This window comes from Streptomyces sp. NPDC058246 (assembly GCF_042881985.1).
Taxonomy (GTDB): Bacteria; Actinomycetota; Actinomycetes; order Streptomycetales; family Streptomycetaceae; genus Streptomyces.
Genome location: NZ_JBHVWZ010000045.1, coordinates 38,595 through 51,665 on the forward strand (window position 1 = coordinate 38,595; position 13,071 = coordinate 51,665).

Below are 13,071 nucleotides of genomic sequence, written 5' to 3' on the forward strand. Positions count from 1 at the left end.
GGGTGTTGACGATTACTCTCCGAATCCAACCGATTCCAGGGCGAGTTGGACAACCGGCGTGGTAGTGGGCTGCTCTGAGCCACCGTGAGGCTCGACGGTCACAGCGAGTGACGTGGCGTTCGTATTCAGTCCGTCGGCGACCAAGGGCGTGTCGCCCTCGAAGAGCCCGAGGGAGCGCGGATTCTCGTTGGGGCGCATGAGCCACAGCTGGTGTACGCGCCCCCCGGAGGGGGTGCCGAGTCCGCTCAGTGTCACGACGGCGCGCCGCTCCGATGCGGAGGCGACAACTCCGATTCCCCGTCCCTGTGCGTCCCGTTCCCCTGTCGCGCGCGCGTCGGGCGCCGCGAGAACGTGGGCGATCTCACGTGCCTGGGCGCGCTCCTGGTCGAGCGTGTCCTGGGTCCGGGTCGCCTGTACGGCGAACAGGGAGGCGACGACGAGGGCCGCGGCGGCCGTGGTGGTGGCGAGCGGTGCGAGGAGGGGGCGGAAGCGGGGGACACGCGCGCGTGAGGGCTGTCGGGGGGCACGCGCGTGGGGTGCCTCCTGGTGCGGCACCTCCTGCGGTGTCGTGCGTACGGCGCTCAGCACCCGCTCCCGCAGCGCGGCCGGCGCCGGTGCCGCCGTCGACCAGGCGAGCCGCACCGCGTCCTCGGTCAGCGCCCGCACCTCGGCGGAGCAGCGCGTACAACGACGAAGATGCCGCTCGAAGCGCCGCCGCTCGTCGGGTTCGAGGGCGTCGAGGGCGTAGGGAGCGGCGAGCGAGTGCAGCTCACGCCGTGTCAGACGGTCGAGGACGCTCATCCGATGCCTCCCGGGCGATCGTGCGGGCGGGTGAGCCCGTCGTCGACGCGGTCCGCGGGGCTTCCGGGGCCGGGCGCGGGGGCGAGCACGCCGTACAGAACGCTCATGCCGCACCCCCCAAGCATTCGCGCAGGCGCGTCAGGCCGTCGCGCATACGGGTCTTGACGGTGCCCAGGGGCAGGGAGAGCCGTTCGGCGACTTCGCGGTAGGTGTAGCCGTCGTAGTAGGCGAGGGTGACGGACTGGCGTTGCAGGGCGGTGAGCCGGTCGAGGCAGCGGCGTACCCACTCGCGTTCGAGTCCGGCTTCGACCTCCTCGGCGACGTGGTCGAAGGCGGGGTGATGAGCCCGCCTTCCCTCGCGCTGCTCGCGCTCGGTGGCCGCGCGGGCGCTGCGCACCCGGTCGACGGCGCGGCGGTGCGCGAGCGTGAGGATCCAGGACAGGGCGCTGCCCCGCCCGGGATCGAACCGCGCCGCGGAGCGCCAGAGTTCCAGCAGCACCTCCTGGGCCACCTCCTCCGTCTGGGCCGGGTCCCGGACCACCCGGCGCACCAGTCCGAACACCGGCCCGGACACCAGCCCGTACAGCTCCTCGAATGCTTTCTGGTCACCTCCGGCCACGAGCACCAGAAGTTCGTCCGCCTCCACCCGTCCCCCTCTCCGGCCGCACACGGCCCTTCCTTTCTCCTACGTGTTCGCAGCGAGCGTGTCCACGGATGGGGTTACGGATCAGCGAACCAAAAAAGCGGGTCGGCGAGCGAGCAAACGAGCTGGTCGATGAAACAAGCCGACCGAGCCGCCGTAAGAACGTTTGGGATTCGACCAATCCACCCCGGCGACCGCTCCGAATGGCGAGCGTCAGGCAACAGGGACTTGAGGACGGACGGCATGACACCTTTCTCCAGGAGTGGCGCGGGACGCAGGAGTCTCGCGACCCTCGTCTGTGGTGCGCTGGCCGCCGGGGGGCTCGCAGCCGCCGGCGTGACCGCGCTGGAACCGGGGGCGGCCTCCGCCTCCAGCCACCGGGAGGCCCCGCTGATCTCGGGGCAGCCCCAGTACGACAACACGGACGTGTACGCGTTCGTGAGCCCGGACAAACCCAACACGACCACGATCGTGGCGAACTGGATCCCCTTCGAGGAACCCGCCGGCGGACCGAACTTCTACACGTTCGCCGACGACGCCCAGTACGACATCCACATCGACAACGACGGTGACGCGCAGGGCGAGTTGGTCTACCGCTACACCTTCAAGACACACCGCAAGAACGGCAACACCTTCCTCTACAACACGGGTCCGGTCACCAGCCTCGACGACCCCGACCTGAACATCACACAGACGTACGACATCGATCTGCTGCGGCTGCACGACCAGAAGCTGGTGTCGCGCACCAAGGTCGCGGACGACGTCCCGGTGGCGCCGTCGAATGTCGGCAAGGCGTCGATGCCGGACTACGGCACGCTGCGCGACCAGGCCGTCTACAAGCTCGCGGGCGGCTCGACCACGTTCGCGGGGCAGGCGGACGACCCGTTCTTCCTGGATCTGCGCGTCTTCGACCTGCTGTACGGCGGGAACCTGACCGAGGTCGGGCGCGACACCCTCAAGGGCTACAACGTCAACTCCATAGCCCTGCAGGTGCCCAACGACATGATCCGCGAGTCGGCCGGACAGCCGATCGTGGGCATCTGGTCCACCACCCAGCGCAAGGACGCGCACGGCGACTGGACGCAGGTCTCCCGGCTCGGGATGCCGCTGGTCAACGAGGTCGTCAACCCGCAGAAGGACAAGGACAAGTTCAACGCCTCCGCGCCGTGGAACGACGCCCAGTTCCTGAAGAACGTGACCAACCCCGAGCTGCCGAAGCTCATCGAGGCGATCTACAAGATCAAGGCTCCGGCCGAGCCCCGCAACGACCTGGTCGACGTGTTCCTGAAGGGCGTGAAGGGCCTCAACCAGCCGCCGGGGGTCCGCCCGGCTGAGGAGCTGCGGCTCAACACCTCGATCAAGCCCACCATGCATCCCAAGCGGCTCGGTGTGCTCGACGGCGACAACGCTGGCTTCCCGAACGGGCGTCGGCTCACCGACGACGTGATCGACGCCTCGCTCCAGGTCGTCGAGGGTGAACTGGTCGGTTCCAAGAACGACTTGGGCGACGCGGTCGACAAGAACGACAAGAAGTTCGAGAACTACTTCCCGTACGTGGCCGAGCCCACCTCGGGTTCGCGCGGTGCCCTCGCCAAGGGCACGACCAGCGGGACCGACGTGCGCAACCAGCTCGGTGACGCGCTGAAGCCCGCCGGGGCCTCCGGCGGCGGCACCGACACCACGCTGATCGCGGCCTCCGCCGCGGCGGGCGCGGCCGGGTTCCTGCTCATCGCCACCGGTCTCATGTGGTGGCGCCGACGGATGCACAACCGGGCCTACTGACCCACCCGCACCACGGGGCGACAGGCACACCGCCCCGCCCGCACCACCGGACGGCCAGGCGCACCAACCCGCCCGCACCACCGGACGGCCAGGCGCGCCAACCCGCCCGCACCACCGGACGGCCAGGCGCGCCAACCCGCCCGCACCACCGGACGGCCAGGTGCGCCGACCGCTCGTACCACCCGGCAACCGGGCTCACTGGCCCGGCTCACCGACTGGCGCGGCCCGTACCACCCACCCCCCACGGCGCGGGCCGCGCCGCCCCCACCCCCACCCCCACAATCACAATCACCGTTTCCGCCAAGGACCTTGAGGAGAGGGCATGTCTCCGCGTACGAACGAGAGCGCGACGTCGGACGCCGAGGAGGCCACGCCCGACGACACGAGCACCGTGGGGGCCACAAAGGCGCCCGGCGGCGAAGAGCGCGTCGCCGCTGTGCGACGGCTCTCGGCGTCCCAGCGCAGCTGGCGTGCCGCCCAACTCGCCGCCTGTGTCGCCTCGTTGGCGGTCGCGCTCACCGCCGGATCCATCGCGCTCGGGGCAGCCCGGGACGGCGGTGCCTCCACCGTCGCGGCCGCGCCCAGTGGACTATCGCCGCAGTTGCTCGCCGGCGGGGACCTCGACGCGAGCATCACGGCTCTCCAGGCTCATCTCCGGGCGCAGCCAAAGGACTTCGGCGGCTGGGCGACCCTCGGGCTCGCCTATGTGGAACAGGCCCGCACGAAGGGCGATCCCTCCCGCTATCCGCAGGCGCAGCAGGCGCTGGACCGGTCCCTGAAGCTGCGCCCCGACAACGAGTCCGCGCTCGCGGGACGCGCCGCCCTGGCCGCGGCGCGACACGACTTCACCGGCGCCCTGAAGTACGCGGACCAGGTGCTCGAGGAGAACCCGTACAGTGAGCGTGCCCTCTGCTCCCGTATCGACGCCCTCGTCGAACTCGGGCGCTACGACGAGGCGTCGAAGGCGGCCGACGTGGCCGACTCACGTCACCCGGGCGTACCCGTCTTCACGCGGTACGCCTACGTGCACGAACTGCGCGGTGACGTGACGACCGCCCGCAGGGTCCTTCGGCAGGCGCTCGGCACGGCGACGACCCGCGGCGACATCGCGTACGTGGCGACGGCGCTCGGCCAACTGGACTGGAGCCAGGGCGAGTACGACACCGCCCTCCAGTACTACGCACGCGCGCTCGGCGCCGACGACACCTATCTCCCCGCGCTGGAAGGCCGCGCCCGCGCCCAGGCGGCGCAGGGTGACCGCGCGGCGGCGATCCGTGGCATGGAGCAGCTCGTGACGCGTTATCCGCTGCCCCAACCCCTGGTCGAGCTGGGCGAGTTGTACGACGCACGCGGCAAGGCGGGCGACGCGCGGAAGGCCCGCGAGCAGTACTCCCTGGTCGACGCCTGGGTGTCGCTCGCCCGCGCCAACGGCGTCAACGCCGACCTCGACACCGCGCTGGCCGCCGCCGACCACGGCGACCACGAGGCCGCTCTCAAGGCGGCGCGCGCCGAGTGGGCCCGCCGCCACACCGTGCACACCGCGGACGCCCTCGCCTGGGCCCTGCACGTCAACGGCCGCGACGCTGAAGCCCTGCCGTACGCCCGTGAGGCCACGGCCACCGGCTACCGCAACGCGTCCTTCCTCTACCACCGCGGCATGATCGAGCGCGCCACGGGCCACCGGAAGGAGGCCCGGGCCGCGCTGAAGTCCGCCCTCGACCTCAACCCGGGCTTCTCACCGCTGGGCGCCCGCGAGGCGCGCAAGGCGTGGGAGGCGGTCAAGTGACCCGGAGCAACGGGGGCCGCGCCGTGCGGTCCCGTCGGCTGTTCGCCTCCTGCGCGGCCGTCTTCACCGCCGCCTGCGCGCTCGTCCTCGTCCCCTCCGAAGCCGCGAGCGCACACCCGCTCGGGAACTTCACCGTCAACCGGTACGACGGACTCGTCGCCGCCCCCGGCCAGTTGCGGGTCGACCACGTCGAGGACCTCGCGGAGATCCCGGCCACCCAGGCCGAGCCCGACATCAAGGAGCTCGGCATGGCCGCCTGGGCCCGGCAGCGCTGCGCGGCGGCCGCGAGCGGCAGCCACGTCACCGTCGGCGGGCACGCGGCGGCGCTCACCGTCGGCGAGAGCCACGCGCGCGTGCGGCCCGGGCAGGCGGGGCTCCACACCCTGCGCGTGGAGTGCCGGCTGACGGCGCCGCTCCCCGAGGGCGACACCGTTTCCCTCCGCTTCCACAGCGCCGGGGCCGACCGGGGGCCCGGCTGGCGGGAGATCACCGCGCGCGGCGACCGGACGACGCTCACCTCCTCGGACGTACCGAAGGAATCGGTGTCGCGGCGGCTGACCCAGTACCCGAAGGAACTCTTGTCGTCGCCGGCCGACACCGCGTCCGCGACCCTGCGGGTGCGGGCCGGTGGTCCGGCGCTCGTCGAGAAGGACCGCGAGGCGCCCGCCGCCTCGGTTCTCCCCCGCGGCGCCGACCGCTGGACCCGGGCGCTCGACGGTCTGGTCGCCCGCCACGACCTGACGCTCGGATTCGCCGCCCTCGCCCTGGTCATCTCGGTGGGCCTGGGAGCGATGCACGCGCTCGCCCCGGGCCACGGCAAGACCCTGATGGCCGCGACGGCCGCGGCGCGCGGCGGCCGGGCGGGACTGCGCGACGTCCTGCCGCTGGCCGCCTCGGTGACGGTCACCCACACTCTGGGCGTGGTCGCGCTCGGCCTCCTGGTCACGGCCGGTTCGGCCGCGGCGCCCTCCGTGATCGCCTGGCTGGGCATCGCGAGCGGTGTCCTGGTGACGGTCGCGGGCACGACCCTCGTACGAAGGGCCTGGCGGAACCGGGCACAGGGGCACGGGAACCGGCACGATCATGGCCACGGGCACGGGCACACGCACGATCATGGCCACGCCCACGACCACGGCCACACGCACGATCACGACCACAGGCAGGACCAAGGCCACAGGCAGGACCACGCGCACGATCACGACCACGCGTACACGCACGACCACGACCATGACCATGACCATGACCCCGGGCACACCCACGACCGTGGACACGCGCACCACCACGACCACGGACACGCTCATGCGTCCGACCAGTCAGACCCCCGTCCCGAACATGCAGAACAGCACCAACGTCCCCTGGTCCTCGCCCACACCCGAGCCCACGCGTCGGTGTCGGCGTCCGCATCCGAATCCACCTCAGCGTCCGCATCCGCATCCGCGTCCGCAGGCACCGTCAGCGAACCCCGCCCCCGCAACGACTCCGCACACGACCACACCGTCCACAACCGCCCGCACCCGCACGCTCCAGCCACCCCTTCCGCCCCTTCCTCCCTCTCCGCTCCTTCCTCCCCCTCCGCCCGTTCCTCCTCCCCCCTCGAACACACCCACGGCGGCTTCACCCACACCCACTCCACCGCCCCCACCCTCCGTGGCACGATCCTCCTCGGCTTCGCCGGAGGCCTCGTGCCGAGCCCTTCCGCCGTCGTGGTGCTCGTCGGGGCCGCGGCCCTCGGGCAGGCGTGGTTCGGCCTGCTCCTCGTTCTCGCGTACGGCGTCGGGCTCGCCCTCACGTTGACGGCGGCGGGGTTCGCCGTCGTCAAGCTCGGCGCCGGCATGAACCGGGCCCTGGCCAAGCGCCCACGGTGGACCGGGGGACCCATAGCGGCGCTGGTCCGCAGGACCGCACCCCTGGGATCGGCGTTGGTCGTCGTAGCGCTTGGGGCTGGATTGGTGTTCAGGGGGGCGGCATCCGCACTCGGCTGAGCTACTTTTGTGGAGAAATCGCGCGGATGCGAATGGGGGACGCACGTGTCCGAAGATCCGGGCAGTGAACGTGTGATCGCGGGGCGCTACCGCCTTCTGTCGCCGCTGGGCGAGGGCGGCATGGGAACGGTGTGGCGCGCCCGCGACGAAGTACTGCAGCGCGAGGTCGCGGTGAAGGAGGTCCGTGCCCCGGCCGGGATCGCCGGCCCCGAGGTCGAGCGGATGTACGCGCGCCTGGAACGGGAGGCCTGGGCGGCCGCCCGTATCTCGAACCGCAACGTGGTGACGGTGTACGACGTGGCGACCGAGGACGGCCGTCCCTGGATCGTGATGGAACTGGTCCGTGGCCTCGCCCTCTCCGATCTGCTGGACGCCGAGGGCCCGCTGCCGCCTCAGCGCGCCGCGCACATCGGTGCCGAGGTGCTCGCCGCGCTACGGGCCGCGCACGAGGCGGGTGTGCTGCACCGCGATGTGAAGCCGGGCAACGTCCTGATCGCGAACGACGGGCGGATCGTCCTCACCGACTTCGGAATCGCGATGGTCGAGGGCAGTTCCGCGCTGACCATGACCGGCGAGGTCATCGGTTCGCCCGAATTCCTGGCCCCGGAGCGGGCGCTCGGCCGCACGCCCGGGCCCGAGTCGGACCTGTGGTCGCTCGGGGTGCTGCTCTACGCCGCGGTCGAGGGCAACTCGCCGTTCCGGCAGAACACTCCGCTGAGCACCCTGCGGGCCGTCGTCGACGAGCCTCTGCAGTGGCCTCACCGGGCGGGGCCCCTCGCCCCGGTCATCGAGGGGCTGCTGGTCAAGGACCCGGCCGAGCGGATGAGCGCCGAACAGGCCGAGCACGACCTGCGGATCGTCGCCGCGGGCGGCACGCCGCCCTTGGGCCCGCGATCCACCGTCCCGTACGTACCGGATCTCAGGGGACACGGCCAGGATCCGCCGGGACCGCCGCCCCAGCCGTTCGAGCCGACCGCCGACACGGTGCGGTCGACCACCCCGACGGACCCCGCCCGCGATCGACGAGCCGCCGTCGTCCTGATCGCGGGTCTGGTCGCGCTCGCGCTCGCCCTCGGCGGACTGACGTACGCCCTGCTGAACCGTGACGGCGGAGGGAACGGCAACAGCGGACAGGGGACCACCAGTGGCGGTGGCCCCGGCAACGGTTCCAGTGGCGGAAGTTCCGGCAGCGGAAACACCAGCGGCGGAAGCGGGAACACCGGCGCCGCGACCGGCGGTGGTCCGTCCACCACCACGCCCGGCGGGGGCCGTACGACCACCACGCCACCCGCGCAGACCGTGCGGGTCACGGTCACCGGTCAGCGCACCGACTATGCGGGGGCCTGCCCGCCGCCCGCGGCCCAGGCGCCCGCTTTCACCGCGACGTTCACGGTGGGCCGGGTGCCGGTGGACGTCGAGTACCGCTGGGTGACGAAGAACGGGAATGTCACCGATCCGGGCTGGAAGACCCTGTCGTTCCCCGCGAGCGGCGGCAAGACCCGGCAGAAGACGGTCGTGGCGACGACGTACGACACGAGCGGGGCCTTCCGGAACGAGATCAGCGTGGAGGTCCGCAGCCCTGTCCACGCGACGTCCAACTCCGTGGCGTTCTCGATCACTTGCGCGACGGAGACCCCTTCGGACGGGGCCTCCGCCTCCGTATCGCCTTAGAACAGTCAGGCCACGCCGTTGAAGGCGGGCAGATAGCCGCCGGACTGGCCGGGCGCGGTCGGGTGGTACGACTCGCCGACGTTCAGCCAGTTGAGGCTGTGCAGCCAGGAGTCGCCGGAGCAGATCTCGTGCCCGGTGAAGGAACTCCTGACGTCGCCGAAGGTGAAGCCATGGCTGGCGGCACGCTTGGCGATCGCGCTGTCCAGGTAGTCGGCGGCGCCGTTGATCGCGGACCGTTCGGTCTCCGAAAGGCCGGCGACGCAGCTGCCGTTGAGCATGTAGAAGCGGGGGTATCCGAGCACGACCACATGGGCCGACGGGGCCTTCGCGCTGATCGCCGAGTAGACGGTGTCGAGTTGGCCGGGGAGTGTGGAGTCGACGTACGCCTTCGCGGTGGCGATCCGCGCGAGGCAGGAGCTCTCAGACTGAAGCACACACGTCGTCATGACGTCGGAGAAGCCCGCGTCGTTGCCGCCGATGGTGATCGAGACGAGGCCGGTGGAGGAGTTGAGCGGACCGAGCTGGTTCGCCGTGACATCACCCGTACGGGCGCCCGAGCAGGCGGTGAAGGTGAACGACGAGGGTGAATGGGCGGCGGCCCAGAGGTAGGGATACGCCTTCGTGCTGCGCTTGCAGTCGCCGCTGGAGCTGATGTAGCTGCCCGCGCCGACACCGGAAGAGTAGGAATCGCCGAGGGCCACATAGCCGGTGACGGCCGCGGATTGGGACGCCTGCGCCGTCGCCGCCCCGGTGAGGGCGAAGCCGACGGCGAGGAGGAGTGAGGTCACGTATGCCGTAATTCGGGAACGTCTCATGGAACCTCCCTTTAGCAGGATCTCTGCCACAACTGTCGTAGCAGCTACGCGTGTTGACAGGAAGTGTCCATGCCAAGACTTTTGGGCTCTTACCGACTCCCGCCCTGCGTGTTCACCATGTGTTTGATTACGCGTCCATGACAGCGTTGTGACAAGGCGTCAACTCCCTTGAGCCACGCCCGTAGATGACCGACTCTTTACTCGGCCCTGGGTGGAACGCGACGCTCCGGGCCGTGCGCACGACCACTCGCGCACCCCCACACAGCGCGTGCCCCACCCGGGCGCGCGCCGCCTTGAGGAGGACTCCCTCGTAATGGCACAGCTGCGTAGCAAGAAACTCCGGATCGCCGCGATCACCTCAGTGGCGACCGCCGCCCTGCTCGGCGGACTCACCGCACTTCCCGCCCAGGCCGCCCCGGCCGAGGGCAAGGTGCTGGCCGCCGACTCCCCCACAGCGATCAAGGGCAGCTACATCGTCACGCTCAAGAAGGGCGCGGGCTTCAAGGCCGCGTCGAGCAAGGGCAAGGGCCTGATCGACGAGTACGGCGGCACGGTGAAGAAGACGTTCGGCACCGCGCTGAACGGCTACACGGCCACCCTCTCCGCGGCCGAGGCCAGGAGACTCGCGGCCGACCCGGCCGTGGCGAGCGTCGAGCAGAACCAGACGGTGCACCTCACCGACACCACGCAGTCCAGCGCCCCCTGGGGCCTGGACCGCATCGACCAGGCAGCGCTCCCGCTCTCCGGCACGTACACCTACCCGGACACGGCCGGCAGCGGCGTGACCGCGTACGTCATCGACACCGGCGTCCGCATCACGCACACACAGATAAGCGGGCGCGCCTCGTACGGCTATGACGCCGTGGACGGCGACACCACCGCCTCGGACGGCAACGGCCACGGCACCCATGTGGCCACCACCATCGCGGGCTCGACCTACGGAGTCGCCAAGAAGGCGAAGGTCGTGGCGGTCCGCGTGCTGGACAACAACGGCTCGGGCACCACGGCCGGCGTCATCGCGGGCATCGACTGGGTGACCGCGAACCACACCACCCCGTCGGTCGCCAACATGTCGCTCGGCGGCTCCGCCTCCACCTCACTGGACACGGCCGTGGCGAACTCCATCGCCAGCGGTGTGACCTACGCGGTCGCGGCGGGCAACAGCAGCGCCAACGCCTCGTCGTACTCGCCCGCCCGGGTCTCCACGGCGATCACGGTCGGCGCCACCACCAGCACCGACGCCAAGGCCAGCTACTCCAACTACGGCTCGACCCTGGACATCTTCGCGCCCGGCTCCTCGATCCTCGCGGGCTACAACACCAGCGACACGGCCACCGCCACGCTCTCCGGAACGTCGATGGCCACCCCGCACGTCGCGGGCGCGGCCGCCGTCTACCTCGCGGGCCACACCTCCGCCACCCCGGCGCAGGTCACCACGGCCCTGGTGAACGGCGCCACCTCCGGCGTGGTCACCAGCGCGGGCACCGGCTCGCCGAACAAGCTCCTGAAGATCGTCCCGTAGTACGCCAACTGGCTTGATCTGTAAGGACGTTCCCCGGAGGCAGCCGGCGCCTCCGGGGAACACAGGTTTAAAGGAACCCAAGAACCCTCAAGAGCGCCTTCGGCATCTTGACGGCCCCCCGCCCGCTGCGCGACATTGAAGTCCGGCATCCGGCGCTTCGGGGGGCAAAGTCGCCAATGCAGACCATACGCGTCAAGACATCTTCAACAGACAGCGCGGAGCGGTCGGAACAGGGTCCGGGGAGGGACCTGTTGCCGCTGCTCGCGGGCGCCGCGACGGCGATCGGTGCCGTCGGCGCGATCCTCGCGCTGGCCGACGTGGGCTCACCCCTGCGCGGCCCCCTCACGTTGTTCTTCCTGCTCGCGGCACCCTCGGCCGCCCTCGCGGCCGCGCTGCGCGGGCTGGAACCCTTCGGACGCGTCCTCGCGTCGGTCGCGGGCGCCATCGCCGTGAACATGCTGGTGGCCCAGGGCATGCTGGCCGTGCACCGGTGGTCGGTCCGCGGCGGGATCGTGGTCGTGACCGCGATCAGCGCCCTCCTTCTGCTGCTGGTGGTGGTACGGCGGTGGCGCGGCCGTACGGCGCGACGTCAGGCCTCCTGACGTGGACATCGGTGTGTACCGCCCCGGCGAGCTGAGCGCGGCCGACCGGGCGGCCTGGACCGCTTTCCAGTCCAAGGCCCACCTGCACGGCTCACCCGAGCTGGCGAATCCGTTCCTGTCCCCCGAGTTCACGCTCGCGGTCGGCCGGTGCAGACGCGGCGTACGGATCGCGGTGGTCCGCGAGGGCGGCGAGCCCGCGGCGTACTTCCCGTTCCGGAGAACCACCGTCGGCGTCGGCCGGGCCGTCGGCCTCGGCATCTCCGACTGCCAGGGCCTCGTACACCGTCCGGGCTTCGGCTGGGACGCCCAGGACCTGCTGCGGGCCTGCGGGCTCAGCGTGTGGGAGTTCGACCACCTGGTGGAAGGCCAGGCGCCGTTCGAGGCGGGCGTCTCCGGCACCTTCCCGTCCCCGGTCATGGACCTCGACCAGGGCTACGCGACGTATCTGCGCGGGCTGCGCGCCCGGGCGCCGAAGTTCACCCGGACCACGCTCGCCAAGGAACGCAGACTCGGCCGGGACGCCGGCGAACTGCGCTATGTGCACGACGAGCGCGATCCGGCCGCGCTGAACACGCTGCGCGCGTGGAAGTCCGCGCAGTACCGCAGGACGGGGCGCAGCGACCGCTTCGCACAGCCCTGGATCAACCACCTGGTCCAGCAGCTCTACCACACCCGCTCGGAGCCGTTCGCGGGGATCCTGTCGGTGCTGTACGCGGACGACAAGCCGGTCGCCGCGCACTTCGGGCTGCGCACCGAACGGATCCTGGCGTGCTGGTTCCCGGCGTACGACCCGGAGTTCGCGAAATACTCGCCGGGGCTGATCCTGCATTTGCACATGGCCGAGGCGGCCGCCGCCGACGGAATTGTCCATGTGGATCTAGGGCGGGGTCAGAAGGATTACAAGGACTCCCTGAAGACGCGCGAAATCTCCGTGTCCGAGGGGTGGGTGACCCGACGTCATCCGATCGCATTCGGGCACCGGGCGCGCCGCGCCCCGGTCCGGGCACTGCGCAATGCGGTGCTGTCCCGGCCGGAGCTCTTGGAGCCGGCCGACAGAATCCTCAAGCGGATGGGGAAAGTCCGTTCGAGTCGTGAGGTAACAGCCAAACCAACAAAAACGTGAGGTCTCGTTCCAGGCCTTGCCATACAGGCGTAATCGTCAATACCGTCGTACATCTCACCCGCATCGGTCCATCAATGCACATGCGATCTAGGGGAGGGCTCAAGATCGCGACGACGGGCCGGAGCGGGGCGCGGTAGGGGGGTGCCGTGCTCGGCGACCACATGGGTGCCGAGTCGTGCCGCGCGACCGGCTTCCGCTTTTCCGAAAGCCGGCCAGCTTTGCCAGCTCACCCGGCAGGTACGGAGATCTATTTCGTCATGCCGTAAGTGAGAACCCCCCTTTCGAACCGGGCAATGATCCGGACCGCCCAGGGGCGGGCGGTCCACCGGACGAGAGGGACCAGA

Annotated in this window: 10 protein-coding genes; 7 read left to right on the top strand and 3 right to left on the bottom strand. The window is 70.7% G+C overall.

Annotated elements, in window-relative coordinates:
* Positions 1-12 precede the first annotated feature (12 nt).
* Both ACFVXA_RS38080 and ACFVXA_RS38085 read right to left on the bottom strand, forming a co-directional pair.
* A complete protein-coding gene (locus ACFVXA_RS38080) occupies positions 13-801 on the bottom strand; it encodes an anti-sigma factor (protein WP_362032655.1) in 789 nt (262 codons plus the stop codon).
* Positions 802-904: 103 nt separating this feature from the next.
* Positions 905-1,447: a sigma-70 family RNA polymerase sigma factor gene (locus ACFVXA_RS38085; RefSeq protein WP_362032652.1), complete on the bottom strand. Its 543-nt coding sequence runs from the start codon at positions 1,445-1,447 to the stop codon at positions 905-907.
* A gap of 240 nt (positions 1,448-1,687) precedes the next feature.
* On the opposite strand from ACFVXA_RS38085, the gene ACFVXA_RS38090 reads away from it, so the two are divergent.
* The 4 genes from ACFVXA_RS38090 to ACFVXA_RS38105 all read left to right on the top strand — a co-directional run bounded on the left by ACFVXA_RS38090 (position 1,688) and on the right by ACFVXA_RS38105 (position 8,665).
* A complete protein-coding gene (locus ACFVXA_RS38090; protein ID WP_383746897.1) occupies positions 1,688-3,226 on the top strand; it encodes a DUF4331 domain-containing protein in 1,539 nt (512 codons plus the stop codon).
* A gap of 322 nt (positions 3,227-3,548) precedes the next feature.
* Positions 3,549-5,012, top strand: a complete 1,464-nt coding sequence (locus tag ACFVXA_RS38095; protein WP_390028545.1) for a tetratricopeptide repeat protein — start codon at positions 3,549-3,551, stop codon at positions 5,010-5,012.
* A gap of 23 nt (positions 5,013-5,035) precedes the next feature.
* Positions 5,036-6,994: a sulfite exporter TauE/SafE family protein gene (locus ACFVXA_RS38100; RefSeq protein ID WP_390028557.1), complete on the top strand. Its 1,959-nt coding sequence runs from the start codon at positions 5,036-5,038 to the stop codon at positions 6,992-6,994.
* 45 nt (positions 6,995-7,039) lie between these two features.
* Positions 7,040-8,665 (top strand): serine/threonine-protein kinase, encoded by a 1,626-nt coding sequence (locus tag ACFVXA_RS38105; RefSeq protein ID WP_390028547.1) that lies wholly within the window; start codon positions 7,040-7,042, stop codon positions 8,663-8,665.
* A gap of 5 nt (positions 8,666-8,670) precedes the next feature.
* On the opposite strand, the gene ACFVXA_RS38110 is transcribed toward ACFVXA_RS38105, so the two are convergent.
* Positions 8,671-9,480: an SGNH/GDSL hydrolase family protein gene (locus tag ACFVXA_RS38110; protein ID WP_362033478.1), complete on the bottom strand. Its 810-nt coding sequence runs from the start codon at positions 9,478-9,480 to the stop codon at positions 8,671-8,673.
* A 313-nt stretch (positions 9,481-9,793) separates the two neighbouring features.
* Between ACFVXA_RS38110 and ACFVXA_RS38115 the strand changes: the two genes are divergently transcribed.
* The 3 genes from ACFVXA_RS38115 to ACFVXA_RS38125 all read left to right on the top strand — a co-directional run bounded on the left by ACFVXA_RS38115 (position 9,794) and on the right by ACFVXA_RS38125 (position 12,727).
* Positions 9,794-11,002, top strand: coding sequence for a S8 family peptidase (locus ACFVXA_RS38115; RefSeq protein ID WP_362033481.1), 1,209 nt, complete (start codon positions 9,794-9,796; stop codon positions 11,000-11,002).
* A gap of 251 nt (positions 11,003-11,253) precedes the next feature.
* Complete coding sequence (locus ACFVXA_RS38120) at positions 11,254-11,604, top strand: hypothetical protein (protein WP_390028548.1); 351 nt, start codon at positions 11,254-11,256, stop codon at positions 11,602-11,604.
* 1 nt (position 11,605) lies between these two features.
* Positions 11,606-12,727, top strand: a complete 1,122-nt coding sequence (locus tag ACFVXA_RS38125; protein WP_390028550.1) for a GNAT family N-acetyltransferase — start codon at positions 11,606-11,608, stop codon at positions 12,725-12,727.
* Positions 12,728-13,071 lie beyond the last annotated feature (344 nt).